8 protein-coding genes and 1 pseudogene are annotated in these 17,218 nt (G+C 59.1%); 5 read left to right on the top strand and 4 right to left on the bottom strand.

All coding sequences use genetic code 11. The annotated features are described in order from the left end of the window. Positions 1–12 precede the first annotated feature (12 nt). From ABIC09_RS36110 to ABIC09_RS36095, 4 genes and pseudogenes are all read left to right on the top strand, one after another. On the top strand, positions 13–195 hold the full coding sequence (locus ABIC09_RS36110) for a hypothetical protein (protein ID WP_354112247.1): 183 nt from the start codon (positions 13–15) through the stop codon (positions 193–195). Between the two features lie 729 nt (positions 196–924). Next, positions 925–1,612 (top strand): annotated as a pseudogene (locus tag ABIC09_RS36105) (SDR family NAD(P)-dependent oxidoreductase); the annotation flags it as partial. A 291-nt stretch (positions 1,613–1,903) separates the two neighbouring features. Then, positions 1,904–3,658 (top strand): nif-specific transcriptional activator NifA, encoded by a 1,755-nt coding sequence (gene nifA, locus ABIC09_RS36100; RefSeq protein ID WP_354112246.1) that lies wholly within the window; start codon positions 1,904–1,906, stop codon positions 3,656–3,658. A 434-nt stretch (positions 3,659–4,092) separates the two neighbouring features. Beyond that, positions 4,093–4,959: an electron transfer flavoprotein subunit beta/FixA family protein gene (locus ABIC09_RS36095; protein WP_354112245.1), complete on the top strand. Its 867-nt coding sequence runs from the start codon at positions 4,093–4,095 to the stop codon at positions 4,957–4,959. 550 nt (positions 4,960–5,509) lie between these two features. On the opposite strand, the gene ABIC09_RS36090 is transcribed toward ABIC09_RS36095, so the two are convergent. From ABIC09_RS36090 to gmd, 4 genes are all read right to left on the bottom strand, one after another. Next, complete coding sequence (locus ABIC09_RS36090) at positions 5,510–6,859, bottom strand: MFS transporter (RefSeq protein WP_354112244.1); 1,350 nt, start codon at positions 6,857–6,859, stop codon at positions 5,510–5,512. A 738-nt stretch (positions 6,860–7,597) separates the two neighbouring features. After that, the gene (glmS, locus tag ABIC09_RS36085) at positions 7,598–9,424 is read right to left on the bottom strand and encodes a glutamine--fructose-6-phosphate transaminase (isomerizing) (RefSeq protein ID WP_354112243.1); all 1,827 of its coding nucleotides are present in this window, start codon (positions 9,422–9,424) and stop codon (positions 7,598–7,600) included. Between the two features lie 210 nt (positions 9,425–9,634). Continuing rightward, positions 9,635–10,609, bottom strand: a complete 975-nt coding sequence (gene fcl / locus ABIC09_RS36080) for a GDP-L-fucose synthase (RefSeq protein WP_354112242.1) — start codon at positions 10,607–10,609, stop codon at positions 9,635–9,637. After that, positions 10,590–11,675 carry a GDP-mannose 4,6-dehydratase gene (gmd, locus tag ABIC09_RS36075; RefSeq protein ID WP_354112241.1) on the bottom strand — a complete coding sequence of 362 codons (1,086 nt, stop codon included), beginning with the start codon at positions 11,673–11,675 and terminating at the stop codon, positions 10,590–10,592. Before gmd ends, fcl begins: the two co-directional genes overlap by 20 nt. Before the next feature lie 4,382 nt (positions 11,676–16,057). Between gmd and ABIC09_RS36070 the strand changes: the two genes are divergently transcribed. Next, positions 16,058–16,474, top strand: coding sequence for a DUF7694 domain-containing protein (locus tag ABIC09_RS36070; RefSeq protein WP_354112240.1), 417 nt, complete (start codon positions 16,058–16,060; stop codon positions 16,472–16,474). The last annotated feature ends 744 nt before the right edge of the window (positions 16,475–17,218 follow it).

Raw genomic sequence — 17,218 nt, 5'->3', positions numbered from 1 at the left:
CGAGCCTAAGCAATGGTCGGCCAGATCATCAGCCGCATACGGATGGTCTCGAATATCGAGTTTCGCGCTCACAGAAGCGGCGGACAGGACCTTCCCTCCGCAGGCGACGGTACCGACGTGGCGATGGAGAGTGCCGGCGTCGCGCTGCTCAAGGGGGACCTTATCGGCATCGACCTCTCGCCGAGCTCGATTTAAGCGCCGGAAGGATGGCGAGCAGCAGGTCGGCAATAAGTAACGAATCGATTTTATCGGGTGACCGGCGCACTATCACGGATCCGGTGCGGGTGGCGGGGCGGACGCTTGCGAAACGTAGGCCAATGCCGGAGAGCGCCGGCGGCCCTGCCTCGCAATGCTCCGGGCCGTCATGTGTCAGTCGGGCCGCGCGGAAAGGCCATGGTCGTGTCATCATCGGGCCTAAATCGCCATAGCTGGCCAGACGGTGAAGAGCAGGGCCATGGAGCGTCCGGGCCGCCAAGGAAATCTGACGGAGCCGACAGTCGCGTCAGAATGTCTCAGCAGCAAGGAGGCGCGTCCGGTAAATGGTTCGCCTTTGCTGGGCAATCCTTTTGCGGTCAGCTCGTTTGCTTGATGACCGCGTCATTCATGAGCCGTTCGCAGAGTTCTATCGGACCGAGGCATGATGAACAGCGCGGCCGGCGGCCGGTCGGTACCACCCGCGGAGTGAGGCGCAGCCATCTTGCCTGGGACTAAGTCTCTCGGCTCCGAGACGTAGCGCACGCATTGGGCGGCGCGTCCGGCAGCTAGACGACACAAGTTTCTGCGGCGTTGCTGCTGTCGAAAAGCAAACACCAGCTGTTCGGAACCTGCCATTTGGGTCGTAAAGTGCTCCCCTTGTGCCCTGCATCGCTCTGGCCCGTATCCTGCGCCAAGTGCACAGCCGAGGGGAGGGGGAGGGAGCCGCGCGTGAGTCTAGATCCACCAGATGACAAAGCGATCCCAGCTCAATCGTCGGAAACGGGCCCTGGCCGTCCAGTTCACGCCGATCGAGCGGGCCGTTCGCTGCGTGAGCGGAAGACGCTGGTATTGACGGGGGCATCGCGCGGTATAGGTCGCGCCACCGGAAAATTGCTTTCGGAGGCCGGTTGGCGCGTCATTTCCTGCGCGCGCCAACCATTCAATGCGGTGCGCTGCCCATGGGGACACAGACGGCGACAGCTGTATCAACGTCGACCTGAGCGAGCATCGCAGCCTGCCGCGGGTGCTTGCCGTTCAAGGAGCGCCTTGCCGGGGCACGGTTGCACGGACTGATCAACAACGCCGTAAACTCACCAAAGACGCCGAACGGTACTCGGCTGACGTCGCTGGCGACCTCAGTCGATACCAGGATGATGGTGTTTCACCTGAATCTGGTGGCGCCGATCCTGCTCGCTGAAGGTCTATTCGACGAACTAAAAGCAGCTTCAGGGGCGATCGTCAATGTGACCTCAATCGCTTTGCAGGCACGGCACATGCAATTTCGAAAGCCGCACTCGCTTGTCTCACGCGCGAAATGGCGCACGACTATACTTCACATGGCATCGCGCCCGGCGAAATCAAGAGGGACACATTGTCGCCTGACACCGAAGCGCATCTTGTGCCAAAGATCCCACTTCTGGCGCCGAAGTACCGATCAATGGCGGACAACGCTTGTGACCGAGGCCGCTCCTGCCGAGTCGGTCTGGACTTAAGCAATGAAGGCCATTTAGCGGGGGCGAATCGGTGCGGCGAGCTGCAAAGAGAGCAGGAAATCGAATCTCTGTAAGAGCTGCCGGCGGTGCCAAGAGCGTGACCTCTCGGCCCGACCGGAGGACTGGATGTCGGATCGAGGATTGGCATGCAACGCGATTGCAACAAATCCGATCGCGCTGATGGGGAGGATCAAGAAAGGAACGGAGAAGTCGTTATGCTGGATGGCGTTTCCCCACGCGAAAATCCAAACCCAACCCCCGAGGCGGACCCTTCCGACTATATTGTGCCGTCGCAACAGAAATCGCTAAACACGATCTTTGAAATAGCGCACACCCTCACCGGCCTCTGCCGGCTAGAAGCCAAGATGGCGAGCGTCATCGAGTGTCTGCGGTCGCTTTTACAGATGCGGCGCGGCATCGTATGTCTCTTCGATCACGACGGAACGCCGGAGATCTTCGTAGGTGGCGACGGGAGCGAGGCGCACGATGAGCGCAGTGGGCTACGCTTGCCGCGAGGAGCAATTGATCAGATCTTGACGACGCGGCGGCCGCTTATCGTGGAGGATGTAGCGCTGCATTCGGCCTTCACTCCTTCGGACCTCGGCATGCTAGACGCGGCCGGCACGACCCGTGTCGCGTTCATCGGCGTTCCCATAGACATTGACGACAAAGTTGTTGGCACGCTGAGCGTCGACCGAATCGCGGACGATAGGTCGCGTGCGCAGCTTCAAGATGACCTCGGCCTGCTGATCATGGTCGCTAGCTTGCTGGGCCGGACGGCAAAGCTGCATTCTGTGTCAGCGCGCGATCGCGGGCGGCTCACGGACGAGGAGCTTCGGCTGCAGAAGCGGCTGTCGGAGCCCAAGCCTGATGGGCGGGAGCGTAAGAAGGTTGAAGTGGACGGAATCATAGGCGACAGCCCTGCGCTATGCGCCTTGCTTGAGAAGGTCGAGGTGATCGCAAAATCAAACAGCACGGTTCTGCTGCGTGGCGAATCGGGTACCGGCAAAGAGCTGGTCGCGAAGGCTATTCACGCGCGTTCGGCGCGCGCCAAGCGCCCGTTCATCAAGCTCAATTGCGCAGCTCTCACCGAGACGGTGCTGGAATCCGAATTGTTCGGTCATGAGAAGGGGGCGTTTACGAGCGCATTCAACTCGCGCAAGGGCCGCTTCGAGCTAGCCGACAAGGGAACGTTGTTTTTGGACGAAATTGGAGAGATTTCGGCCTCATTCCAGGCGAAACTGTTGCGCGTGCTTCAGGAGCAGGAATTCGAGCGCGTGGGCGGCAATCAGACGATCAAAGTGGACGTCCGCGTGATTGCAGCCACGAACAAGAATCTTGAAGAGGCGGTGGCAAGAAACGAGTTTCGCGCCGATCTGTATTATCGCATCAACGTGGTTCCTCTGCTGCTGCCGCCCCTGCGCGAAAGACGTACTGATATTCCGCTTCTCGCCGCTCGATTCTTGGAGAACTTTAACAAAGAGAACGGCCGTGCTCTGACCTTGGATCCAGGTGCGATTGACGTGCTTGTGAATTGCGCATTTCCCGGTAATGTCCGCGAGCTCGAGAACTGCATGCGGCGGACCGCGACCCTAGCGCAAGGATCGTCCATCGTAAGAGACGATTTTGCGTGCTGCCATGGGGAATGCCTGTCGGCCAAGCTATGGAAGTGCGGACCAGAGGAATTGGACCGACAGCCGAGCCCGACAATCTCACTGCCCGCGAGGCTGAGCATGCCGCCAACACAAGCTGTGCCACATGTTCAGCCGGTCAGTGGCGAACTGACCCCGCTTGAGCCCCCCGGCCGACCTGTAATAGGCGCGGCGAAGGTCATCGATCGCGAGCGCCTTATCGCTGCGATGGAAAGGTCCGGGTGGGTACAGGCCAAGGCGGCGCGCCTGCTTGGACTGACGCCGCGCCAGATTGGGTATGCATTGAGAAGGCAGGGCATCGAGATCAAGCGCTTCTGAATAGGAATCGGGCTGGCTTCTCTCTCTCTCTCTCTCTCTCTCTCTCTCTCGGCTGCGGTGAGAAGAGTGTCTGCAAGAGCCGGCTACTTACTCCGGTGCAAGACCCGGACGTGAAACTTGTGGGCTTTGCTTGGGGCGCGTGTCGGAAAGCGTAACGCCTCTTCGCGTCGGCCGATCTCGTCATCGCCTGTTTGCAATGAATTCGCCCTATGAGAGATGGCCACGTTTCGAGTCAATGCAGGGTCGCGGCGGCAACGTTTCTGCCGTGACGCAGATTACCGGGAGAAGTCCGCTTTGCGTAACCGGTCGCGGTCGCCAGAACCGTTTCATCCTCGGTCGTCCGTCATTGCATTCGTTCCTCATCGGCTAACTGCCTGGGATGGTATGACACTTGCTGGTCATGGGCAGCCTGCGCAACATCTTAGGAGAAGCATATGCACAGCATCGTCTGCATCAAACAGGTCCCCGACTCCGCACAAATCCGCGTGCATCCTGTCACGAATACGATCATGCGTCAGGGCGTGCCGACAATCATCAACCCATACGATCTCTTCGCACTGGAAGCTGCGCTCGAGCTACGAGATAAGTTCGGCGGCGAAATCACTGTCCTCACAATGGGGCCGCCGTCGGCCGAAGAATCTCTTCGAAAGGCACTGACATTTGGAGCCGATCGTGCTGTCCTGCTCACTGATCGTAGTTTCGCGGGCTCCGATACGCTGGCGACGAGTTACGCGCTGGCCTCCGCGATTCGCAGTATTGGGAGGGAATATGGCCCACCGGACGTCATATTTACTGGCAAGCAGACTATTGACGGCGACACGGCACAGGTGGGCCCCGGCATTGCAAAAAGGCTCGGGGTCCAGCAGCTAACTTATGTTTCTACAATCAAGGCGTTAGACTTCAAGATACGCACGATCGAGGCGGAACGGCGCTGCGAAGGAGGAGTCCAGGTGCTGCGTTCTAAGCTGCCGTGTCTCGTCAGCATGTTAGAGGCAACCAATCAAATTCGCCGTGGTGCAATGATTGATGCCTTGCGTGCCGCCCGTGCCTCAATCATAAAATGGAGCGCCCAAAATGCCGGCGTGGATGACATGGCCAAATGCGGTCTGAGGGGGTCGCCAACCGTCGTCAAGCGTGTTTTCGCGCCCTCGGCGCGAGCGGAGAAGGCGACGTGGGTGGAGGCGGCCGAGCAGCCGGCGCAAGCGTTGATCAATGCCATGTTCGAGCGCAACCCTGCGCTCGAGGCGGAGCTCGCACAGCTCGCGCGCGGTACGGCATCCGCGCAAGCTGGCGGCGGGTGAAGTCGCGGCTGATCGAGCAGAGCCAGTGATGGACTGGGCCTTGGTCATGCATTGCCCCGTCGCCCGGTTGCACCAGGTAACATCGACCTTATCGGCTGATCACTACGAAATATGGTAAGGAAGGGGATGCCTTCAACTTGCGTAGTTGAGCACCGAGAGGCTCGTATCAAGTCAAGATAACAGACATCTCGTTAGGCTGACTTGTGATAGACGAGTTCGCTGGCGAATTCCTGAAGTCAGAAGGCGTTTAGCTTGTTTGGCAGCCGCAATCCAGGAGCACGCGCGAGGGATGCGCCCCGCGCGAGTTCTGCCGTTTTCGCGTGACTGGAAGGTGCGAAGATGACCCTCCCGCCGTTCGGCCACGGGACGGTGTGGAGCGTCGCGACAATGCTCGGCCATCAACATCGGCGCCGGACCTCCCTGATACTGCTCAAATCGCAGAGATAGTGATCCGCAGAGCGGCACGCGGACCACCGTGAGATCACCGCAAAGACAGTCACGCGCCAGGCTCAGTTCAGGTTGCGCGGTGAACGTCTCCGTGCGAGCGCCGCTAATACGTGCTTAATTGCGCCTTTACGGCCCGGTTGGTTCGCTCTGCCCGCGATGTATTCGCAACTCTCTTGGCGTTTCCTGGATAGATCGTGAGTGCGGCGATGATGCCGAGGAAAGCTGCAAACATCAGCCAGAAACCGGGCGAGGCCTTGTCATCGGTCCGATCGATCAGCCAGGTGGACGCGAGCGGCGTAAACGTACCAAACAGAGCCGCGGCAAGTGCGAAGGCCAAAGAAAAGCAGGTTGTGCGAACATGCTTCGGCACGATCTCGACCAGAGCGCCCAACATGGCGCCGCTATAGGTGCCAAAGTAGAACGACAACATCATCTCCACTGCCAGCATCTTGCCGAAGCTTGGGTTTGTTACAAGCCAAGACAGTGCCGGATAGACAGTCACCAAGGCGAGGCCGGCAATGGTCAGCAAGACAGGCTTCCGGCCAATTCTGTCAGAGATTGCGCCGCCGATTGGGTTCCAGATGAAGTTCGTCACGGCGACCAAAAGCGTCACCAAGAGCGTGTTCTGCGAGGAGAGCTGCAAGACGTGCTTGCCGAAGGTAGGCGTGTACACGGTGGCGAAATAGAAGGTCGTCGTCGTCAGCATCGCGATCATCATGCCAAGAATGACAATGCGCCAGTTCGCAACTGTCGAGGCAAGCACCTCGCGGGCCGTTGGGTGGCTCTTCATGACGAGAAACTCCGGAGTTTCCTCCAGGGTGCGGCGCAGGAAGAAGATAAGCGGAACGATTAAGCAGCCAAGGAAGAACGGGATCCGCCAGCCCCAGGCGGCAACCATTTCGGCCGGAAGAGCTTCGCTTAAAAAATATCCGATAAGAGCCGCGACAAAGATGGCGACCTGCTGGCTCGATGACTGAAACGACGTGTAAAAACCGCGATTGCCCGCAGTGGCAATTTCGGAGAGGTAGACGGAAACGCCGCCAACTTCAACGCCGGCAGAAAAGCCCTGCAAAAGTCGCCCGAACAGCACGATGACGGGTGCGGCGATGCCGATCGTTGCATAACCGGGACAGAACGCGATGATGACTGTGCCAATAGCCATGATCGAAAGCGTGATGATCAGACCTTGCCGACGGCCAATCTGGTCGATATAGGCTCCCAACACGATCGCGCCGACAGGTCGCATCAGCGCCCCCAGCCAGAACACACCGAAGGTGTTGAGCAGAGAAGCGGTTTCGCTTCCCGCTGGAAAGAATGCGTTTCCGATGGCGCTGGCGTAGAACCCGAACAAAAAGAAGTCGAACTGTTCGAGGAAATTACCGCTCGTGGCACGAAAGATGGCGCCAATGCGCGATTTGGCATTTGACGCTTGCGCAAGGGAGGCTGGTGACATCGCGAGTTTCCTCTCAGGTTTGGATTGGCCGGCTCCGGAGAAACTCTCACGCCAGCCGAGTGCAGTGTTATGGCCGCGAATCTGCCATCACGGCACTGTCGACCGACCCGTAAGCGCCTGACGTTTCCGGCATATTTTCGGCAATTGCAGCAAGGTCGTACAGATTTTCCGACGTTGTTTCGCTCGCAAGGCAACCCCCCCGAGTTGCCTCGAGGTTTGACGAGAGGTTTGGTGAGTGTTGCTTGTTTAAGCCCGTCCGCAGCGGGATCGCCGTGCTCGGCAAGCGCCACGTCGCCGTTCGAAGCGCATGTGCCTTGGACATCGAGGGCGCCACGGTCCAAATACGGTCGAAACCAGTAGTGAAGAGAGAAATGCGCCGTGCATCGACGACAGGCATTCGTTGTCAATCGAACAGGTCCATCTGGCTGCAATATGCCGCCCTCTCAAAAAACTTGGAGTTCGTCACGAACTATGAGCCCGTCCCAGCAATCGGAACGCCGCCATCAGTCAGCTCCTTGCTCGGCGGAGGCAAGGCTACGTCAGCGCTGCCACCTGATTGGCCTTAGAGTTTTCGCACCGTCCCAGCTTGCGTAGACGAAGACCATGAACCGGCACAACCAGCACGCCATGCGATTGCGTCGGGCCTGAAACCGGGAGGCAGATCGTGATGAGAAGGGCCGGGGCTTTGTGCGGCTTCCGTTTCTGAGCCACCACAATCCCAAGTGCCGTCGCCTTGGCTCATTCGACGGTAACTGATTTCGCGAGATTTCGAGGTTGGTCGACATCCGTGCCCATCTGGGTGGCCGTGTGGTAGGCTAGGAGCTGCACCGGAATGGCATAGACAATGGGCGTAAATGTCGCTCCCATTTCCGGCAGCACGATCGTCGCGAGTGAATCTAGGGACACCTCCGCAGCTCCCCTCGCGTCCGTGATCAAGATAATCTTGCCGCCGCGTGCGGCGACCTCCTGCATGTTCGACATGGTTTTGTCGAACACCCGGTCCCAAGGAGCGATGACGATTACCGGAACGCTCTCGTCGACCAAGGCGATGGGCCCGTGCTTGAGCTCTCCGGCCGCATAGCCGGCTGCGTGAATGTAGGAGATCTCCTTCAGCTTCAATGCCCCTTCAAGCGCTAGTGGAAACGACGTGCCGCGACCAAGATATAGCACGTCACGCGATTTGGCGATGTCGCGTGCAAGCTTCTCGATCTGCGGCTCGCAGGCAAGCGCCGATGCAACTAGCCGGGGGATTTCGATCAGCGCTCGTACGAGCTCGACCTCGTCCCTCTCGGATAATTCACCGCGCGCCTTGCCCGCAGCGACCGCAAGTGCCGCCAGAACGACCAGCTGACATGTGAATGCCTTTGTCGAGGCGACGCCTATTTCGGGTCCCGCGAGTGTCCTCAATACTGTCCCGCTTTCGCGCGCAATGGTCGAACCCATTACGTTCACGATCGAGAGGGTATGCAGGCCTTGCGATTTAGCGTAGCGGAGCGCGGCCAGCGTATCGGCCGTCTCGCCTGATTGCGAAATGAAGATACCAAGATCTCCCTTGCGCATCGGTGCCTCACGATAGCGAAACTCGGAGGCAACATCGAGCTCGACCGGAAGACGAGCCAGCCGCTCGAACCAGTATTTGGCGATATGGCCGGCATAGCCTGCCGTACCGCAAGCCGTGATCGAGATATGCCCGACCTCATTGAAATCGAACGGAACCTGCTGCGGCAGTGCCACGCTCGCGGTGGCGACCTCGACGTAATGCGCCAGTGTCTCCCCGATTACATTTGGTTGTTCGTGGATTTCCTTCGCCATGAAGTGGCGGTAGTTTCCTTTGTCAGCGAGAAGTGACGACGCGCCGGATGTCACCACCTCGCGGTGAGCGACGATGCCTTGTACGTCGTAGACCACGCTGAAGTTGCGGTTGAGTACAGCCAGATCGCCGTCCTCGAGATAGGTGATCAAATCGGTAAGCGGGGCGAGCGCGATAGCATCCGATCCGAGATACATTTCGCCTTCACCATACCCGATCGCAAGCGGTGAGCCCTTGCGCGCCCCGATCATGAGGTCGTGTTGGCCCTTGAACAGGATTGCAAGCGAAAACGCGCCCGCTAGCCGCGGCAGCGACGCTTTTACTGCGTCCTCCGGGGAGCAGCCATTCTTCAGATAAAAGTCGAGAAGATGCGCCACCACTTCCGTATCTGTTTCAGAGGCGAAAAGGGCGCCACCCTGTTTCAGCTCTGCACGCAGCTCGCGGAAATTCTCGATGATGCCGTTATGGACCACTGCAACATTGTCCGTTGCATGCGGATGAGCATTGTGCTCGGTCGGCTTGCCATGAGTAGCCCAGCGGGTATGCCCAATCCCGATATCGCCAGCGAGCGGATAGCAGCGAAGGCGAGTTTCAAGGTTCTTCAGCTTGCCTTCCGCGCGCCGAAGCTCGATATGATTTCCTTTGAGCGTTCCGATGCCTGCTGAGTCATAGCCCCGATATTCCAGTCGCTTAAGTGAATCGATGAGGCGATCCGCGACCGGACCGCGCCCTAAGATACCGACAATTCCGCACATGCTAATTGGTTTACCTGAAGTTCAAAACAGACCATCTTTGGACCGCAAGGCGCGCCCGGCGAATTCGCTACCTAAAGCTATTCGCCATTCTAGCGGCTTGCTCTCTTCTGGGGCACGGCTCGAGCTCCAACTACAAGTAAAGCTCCTTCGGATTGCCCGAAACAGCGTCGATCTTGAACAACTTTCGGGAAACCGGACAAGTAGGCGTCGTCAGCTCGCCGATTGTCTCCTCTTGCCCGATGTAGCTGATTCCGCCAAGAAGGCCCGGTAACTGAGCCGCATTCCAGCTGCAAATGACGTCGTGGCACGCCAGCCGAGCCTTGCCAGGCGGCTGACGTCGAGCAGCTTGCGCGGCGTGCCGTCGGGACGGGAGGTGTCGAAACTGATTTCGCCGCTGTAACCGACGACCCCGGCAACGACGCGGGCCAATTCGGCGATGGTGATGTCCTCGCCGGTGCCGATGTTGACCAGCTCCGCGCTCGAATAAGTCTTCATCAGGTGCACGCAGGCGTCCGCCATGTCGTCAACGTAGAGGAACTCGCGCCGGGGCGTTCCGGTGCCCCACACCACGACGCTGTTGGCGCCCGCGACCTTCGCCTCGTGGAAGCGCCGGATCAGGGCCGCGACGACGTGGCTCAGTTCGGGGTGATAATTGTCGCCGGGACCGTAGAGATTGGTCGGCATCACGTTGATGAAGTCGCTGCCATATTGGCTGCGATAGGCCTCCGCCATCTTGACGCCCGCGATCTTGGCGATCGCATAGGGCTCGTTGGTCGGTTCCAGCGGGCCTGATAGGACCGAGTCCTCGCGCAGCGGCTGCGGCGCCAGCTTCGGATAGATGCAGGACGAGCCCAGAAACATCAGCTTCTCGGCCCCGTTTTGATGCGCGGCCTGGATCACATTGGCTGCGATCGCGATGTTATCGTAGATGAACTCGGCGCGCAGCGTGTTGTTGGCGAAGATGCCGCCGACTTTTGCCGCGGCGAGGAAGACCACCTGCGGCCGCACCCGCGCGAACCAGTCGAACACGGCAGCCTGGTTGCAGAGATCGACCTCGCGCCGCTCCACCGTGACAAGCTTCACGTCCTCCCGCGCCAGCCGGCGCGCCAGCGCCGCACCGACCATACCGCGATGGCCGGCGACGTAGACGCTCTTGCCCTTCAGCTCAAACGGTGCGCTTGCCATTTGCGATGTCCCGTTTGGCTTCGGCCAGATCGCTCGCCATCATCTCCGCGACGAGTTCCGCAAACGTTCGCTTCGGCTTCCAGCCGAGCACGTCGCGCGCCTTGCTGGCATCACCGACCAGGAGATCGACCTCGGTCGGGCGGAAGTAAGCGGGATCGATCTTCACCACGGTCTTGCCGCTGTTCGCGTCGACGCCGGTCTCGTCGACCCCCCCGCCGCGCCATTCGATGCGGCGGCCCACTTGCGCGAACGACAGTTCGACCATCTCGCGCACCGACCGCGTCTCGCCGGTGGCGAGCACGAAGTCGTCGGGCTTGTCCGCTTGCAGGATCTTGTGCATGCCTTCGACATAATCCCGGGCATGGCCCCAGTCGCGCTTGGCCGAGAGATTGCCGAGATAGAGCGTCTGCTCCAGACCGAGCTCGATGCGGGCGACCCCGCGGGTGATCTTGCGGGTGACGAACGTCTCACCGCGGATCGGGCTCTCATGGTTGAACAGGATGCCGTTGGCCGCGAACATGCCATAGGCTTCGCGATAGTTCACCGTGATCCAGTAGCCGTAGAGTTTTGCCACGCCATAAGGCGAGCGCGGATAGAATGGTGTGGTCTCCTTCTGCGGAATCTCCTGCACCAGACCATAGAGTTCGGAGGTCGAGGCCTGGTAGAACCGCGTCTCCTTCTCCATGCCGAGGATGCGGATGGCTTCCAGGAGACGCAGCACACCGATTGCGTCCGCGTTGGCGGTGTATTCGGGGCTCTCGAAGCTGACGGCGACATGGCTTTGCGCCGCGAGATTGTAGATCTCGGTCGGCCGAATCTGCTGCACCAGACGGATCAGATTGGTCGAGTCCGTCATGTCGCCGTAGTGCATCAGGAACGGCACGTCCCCCACATGCGGATCCTGGTACAGATGGTCGACCCGCGCGGTGTTGAACGAGGACGAGCGCCGCTTGATGCCGTGCACGACATAGCCGAGCGACAGCAGGTATTCGGCGAGATAGGCGCCGTCCTGGCCGGTCACGCCGGTGATGAGAGCGACCCGCCCTCTTCTCTTTTGGTTTGACAAATTAGTTCTCTGGGCAGGTGAATGTCTTTCCGCGATCGATGACCTTCAATCGCGTCTGGCCTGTTCGAATGCGGAAGGCTCTCGCTTTCGAAGCACCGAAGTATCGACCGTGTACAGGCATTGCATCGAACGCACAACTGTAAGCAGGTAAACCTTCCACATCGAAGGGTTTTGAAGAAGTATACGAACGTTTGTAATCCGGCGGAATTGTTGGGCTTATCCCGAGCGAAGGCGTTTGCCGTGTCCATCGTTCGGGTGCGTCTCATCCTGTATAACCCGCGAACAGCGCCGCAAACAAAGCCTTGAAATTCGTGTTCTGTCGCGCGCGCTTATCGTGATCAACCGATTGCTGTCCAATCATGTTGGTGATCAGGCAGGAACGGCTGCCCGGAGCTGAGCGGCCGATGTGCTCATGTGCACAAGCTAAGCGATACCTGCCAAATCACAACGAACGTACCAGCTTCTCTCTTGCTACCCGATGACCGCCACCCGATCGCGCGCGTTCGTCTCATCTAGTCTGCCGTCCTTCAACAGCGCTGTGTCCGTCCGACCATGGCACGACATGCATTCGGAAACGACGACAAGCGCACCATGATGACAGCTCTTGCCGCGGTCCCGTCACAACAAGTTCACCGCACATCAACGCGGTTCTAGCGCCATTCTTGAATGCAACAAGGCCCGGCATTGGCCCTCACTTTGATCGATCAGCAAAACTCTAATGGAGTCATCAGGTCTTCTCACGTTATTGCTCCGGACCGCGTCGATCTCGCGGCGGCTCGTTGGGCCCTAGGTGGCTGCAAGCTTGTTCGATAGCTTCTAAGGTTGGATTTGTCGTTCGTACATGAAGGCGAGGTGTCGACATGCGGCTCGGCTATCGGCGTGAACGGAACATAAGCAGCATCCGTCGCACTTAGCGCGATCCTCAGCCACTTGGCAGAGCACCTCTCGTCTGACGCAATCGGTGTGTCCCGCTTCTCCTCCACGGGAATTCTGAAGCGCGCGAAGATTGGCCCAGCTAGCTTGCACTCTACAATCTGACGCTACGTACGGTTCAACCCCCGTGGGGCCCTGACGTGAATATGCCAAACTACACTTGTTCCCTAGGAGGCAGGCGAGGAGGGCAGGCCTTTCCAGAGCAGCTGGCGCGGAAGCTGCTGCTGTCGTATTGGTCGTCTGTGCAACGGCGCGCAAGTGGATCCGCAGGAGTGTGCGCGGACAGTTACGCGCGGTTGTGAAGCTGCCCAGTGGCTGGTACCAAGCGAGCAGGCGAGCCATCAAATCGACTCGAGGCGTCTACTGTATAGGAGATGCCTCGCCGCGGGAGTCAATCCTCCGTCTCTGGCATGCGCTCTCTGATTGCCTTGATCTATCGGCCGAGTTCTCGCGCCGTTGTCACCAATATGATGTGGCTCCCTCGTGCCGTGGTGGCCAGGCAGAATATGGAATGAGATCGATGGGCAGCGCGTCACTCTGGTCAATGAGCCCAAGTCGCGTTAGGGCACCCGACATTGAACACGTCGACGATCATCGCGCGTCCGGTACTTGCGGGAACATCTGCCGCTGTGCCACAAGGAGGCATCCCGCGCCGAACCGTTGCTCCGCCCTGGGTACCGTTGACAGCATCGCGGTTTGGGTCCTGATTGCGGTGCTTGCTCCAATTCTGGTTCGCTCTAAAAGAGTGGCTGCTGTCGCGTGCAACACAGATCGGGCGGGAACCGCACATTTAGCTATGCTCTCTGGCGAGCGGCCAGCATCTCGTAGCGCCGCCCATGGGCGCGTCTTCCAGTCATCTTGAGGTGCGGGCGATTGTTAGGCCGGCATTCTCGAGCGTATCCAAAATCCTATCAACAACCGCCCGCGGATCGCGCTGATCTTCTAGGCTCACGCAGGCCAAAGTAGCGGAGATGATCGCGTGCGCAGTTCTGCGCTGGAGGCAATCGTACTCGGCATACTCACCGCAAGAATTGCAGGTGATCACCGGTCGCCCAGTCCAAGGATCGTGCAGTACGACCTCGCACCAATTAACTGCGTGACATTTCGGACAGAGCATCAATCGTGACTCCCTCAGAGTTCGCGCGGTACGTCGTCTCTAGCGCACCTGCACCTGAACAGGGTTGGCGGCTCAATTTGTCGTTCGACATAGAGCCGACCGTCCTCACTCCACCTAGCGGCAATGGCGTCCTGCAGAGGATCCAGATCGCAGGCAATCCGTATGGTCATACGCCGCCAGGCTGCCGAAGATCTCACGAGCACGGGCGCTCCGCACGAAAGTGTTACGGACATTCTCCTCCGCCCGCTGAAGGCGCTACCGCAAATCCGTTTCGCTGAACGAACTTGCGAGCCGCCGCCCACTACGATCGCTCGGGTTGCAAAGGCGGTTTGTTGCGGCGCTTGCTCGGGATGATCCCGCATTGCATTGCGGTCCTTTGGAGCGGGCGCCCAAAGCCCTGTTGTTTTTGTAAGACGCTGGCTGAAGACATGTGACCTGCTCCAACAGCCGATCGTCGGCGCCAAAGCGGACTTGCAGTCGGGCTCCTTGAAGTCTCGAACCGCACCTTGTGAAAGCGCTGGTAATTTTTCAGGGCGTCGACCTTCCTGGATTGCTCAGCAAGCTGTGAGGCAGCTCGTGATCGACTAGCTTTCCATCGTTCCATGCCGACAACCTCGGGATGGGAGGATGCGTCCCAAACACTACGGCCGCTTGTATGCCTACAGCTGCCCCGTTTCGGCGCGAGTAGGCTATTTGCAGGTTCACCGGGTTGATCACGACCAGCTAAGTTGAGTCTATGCTCCAATTGTCATTCCTCTCTGAGCTGCGAGGGGCCGACCTCCCGACGTCCACGCCGCCGAGAGCAGCATCTTGAATTGGGCGAATCGCCAGGATTCGGTGCTCCGTGCTTGCGATACCTTGCAGTGATTCGCCGACGTGACCCCAGTGCGCCGTTTGGAGGCGTCGCGGTGGATCTGAGCTGGTCACATACTCCGAATTTTCCTGAAACTGTTGTACGGCCAGACAAGGTCGCCAGCGGCATGAAGACCTTACAACCTTACCCTACGTACGATTCAAGCCCTTATGTCGGGAGTCGTGCAGTTCACGCAGGATTGGACGCGAACCCAGCAGAGAAGCCCAATGTCCCCGGTCATGCTCCGTTAGCGTGAAGGGGTTTCCAAAGCGGCGTTTCAACCGAGAAGGAGACGCAGTGAAGCTTGCTCGCCGCGCTTGCATCCGTTTGTGAGCAGCTTGTCTGATCTCAGACAATGCGAGTCGCAGATAACCGCAAATAGGGTTGCATTGCGAAGGCAGCCTACGGGATCTTACGGAGGGCATGTGTCGCATTTTCTTGATCTAGAAAATGCATGTTGCTCTGCATGAAGCAGAAGAAGCCATTCTCCGACGCCAAACACTGGCGAGGCCGTGCGGAAGCGACGCGAACAAAAGCGGAGTCGCTCGAGGACGACGCGTGCAGATGCAGGCTTTTCAAGATCGCTAAAGAATATGATAAGCTGGCTCGCCTCGCGGAGGAGCGGCAAAGAAATGAGGTTGACGGACAGTTCTGATTGCCACCGGAGCGGACCGTTGCATCGAGGGTGCAGGCCTTGCGACCACGGCGCTGAAGCGTCTCCATGAACCGTCAAAGGGGCTCTGGGCTGAATTGCGAAAATCTCTCGTGCGGTAGGGCAAATGGACGAGGCTGCTCGATTCTGCGGTCTGCGCGTCCGAGCCGCTGACCCTGAATCCATCGTGAGGCGGGCCTCACCGGCCACATAGATGACGCATTGACGGTGTCTCAGGCGGCAACTGCTAACCGCCACACATGAGATGGATCCAGATGCAAGCCCACCGTCAGACCGTCGGAACGCGAATTTACAAGCCTCTCGCTCGACGAACTGGCGACAATCTGTGGTCGCTTTCGATCATGAGCTGAAGTCTGCGAGGTATCTTTGCGTTACAATGTAGCCGGTTCGCCAGATCATACCACGCAAATTGCCCTCCGCCGCCATTTTGGCTGTGAGGCGTTTTAGTCGATCCTGGCATCTTGCGCCAAGCACGGTTAGCTCAAGCCGAAACGTTGCGCCGAAGAAGTGAGCACAAGCTCGCTTCTGGGGCGGCTTGCGAAGCCAAACGTCGTAAATGTCTGCGCGCATCGCCTGCACGAGGCGAGTTCGCAGCCAAGGCGCGCATGACGAGAAAATCGACTGACAATTAGATGTCGAAAGGCCTCTTGGGTGGATAATTCGATGTTCTCATTCAAGATAAATTAGGTGCAAATGATCAGGAGTGTTCAGGACCGCCGATGGCTGGGTGGCAACCGTCCGATCCATGAGTCGCGCGACACGAGTGGTGCCGGATTCGACTCTATCGCCCAAAAGAAGGAGGACGCGTGAGGAAGCAAGTTGTAGAAAGGCTCGAGGCAGGACGCGTCCGCGATGGCCGATTCGTCACCGCACCGGGATCTGGTCCTTCCGGAGTCTTCTTCGTGCAGGGGCCTTGTGGCTGTCAACTCAAGATCATCGGCTTCGTCCGCCCAGGATGGGAGCATGTCTCTGTGTCGACGCCACGGCGTTCGCCAAACTGGGAGGAGATGTGCCTCGTCAAGGATCTGTTTTGGGATGAAGAGGAATGCGTGATGCAGCTGCATCCTCCTCATTCGCAGTATGTCAACAATAGCCGGTATTGCCTGCATCTCTGCAGACCGATCAGCGAGGTCATTCCGACGCCTCCGGCAGCCTTCGTGGGCATCGTCGGGCTCGAACCGTCTGAGGCGGCAATTCTGTTTGCGCAGATGAGTGCGATGTAGCCGCCTCGCTGCTTAGGTGTTAATTCGGGCGGCGGGATGGTACTCTGCTGGTCCCCAGATCATCCAGAGTGCGACGGAGTTGCTCACCACAATCACGGGCATGGGCGCCCTCTTGATGGAGCCTGGGTGACCTATAATGGTGCGCAGGATCGCGAAAGGGCGTTGGGCTACCACTCTGCGTCCCGGCGCCCAACCCGCTGCGCTTCCGAAGGCGGCGGGAGGCAGCGCTCGCAGATGCGGTTAATCGTGAGACTGCGCGCTTGGCTGGTCGAGCTTTGAGAACAGAAGCTTAGCGATCTGCGGCGCGGCAATCAGGATGGAAGTGCGTATTCCCATCCAGATTGTCGCGCTATAGCGATCGACGCAAAATCGACTTGGGAGTGCCGAACACTCCTCGGCAATGGAGGGGGATCGGCATTGCAGTTGCCGACATCCGCGCGCCAACCGGTGCGGTGATCGCGTGCGGCTTAGTCCGACGATGCTGCTGACGACTATTCGATGTTCCGGATTACCTCCGTTGCTTCACCGGTACTAGAAGGCGGACGGATCAAAAGACGGCGGCACGCGGGCCCTGAACACTGCCCTGCGGCCAACACACACGCACTGGCCTAATCGAATGCTGCTCGCGCAAGTGCATCAGGACCGGAGTAGAGCTATCGCCAAATTTTGGTGACGGCCGGGGCCGGTCAGGCGGCGGCGGTTGTGGGCTGACGGTCGGTCGGCTTTGCGATGACCTCGATCCCG

The sequence above is a fragment of the Bradyrhizobium sp. S3.12.5 genome, assembly GCF_040548225.1.
GTDB classification, from domain to species: Bacteria; Pseudomonadota; Alphaproteobacteria; order Rhizobiales; family Xanthobacteraceae; genus Bradyrhizobium; species Bradyrhizobium cytisi.
The sequence above is the reverse complement of the archived record's forward strand: the minus strand, read 5'-3'. Positions and strand labels throughout refer to the sequence as shown.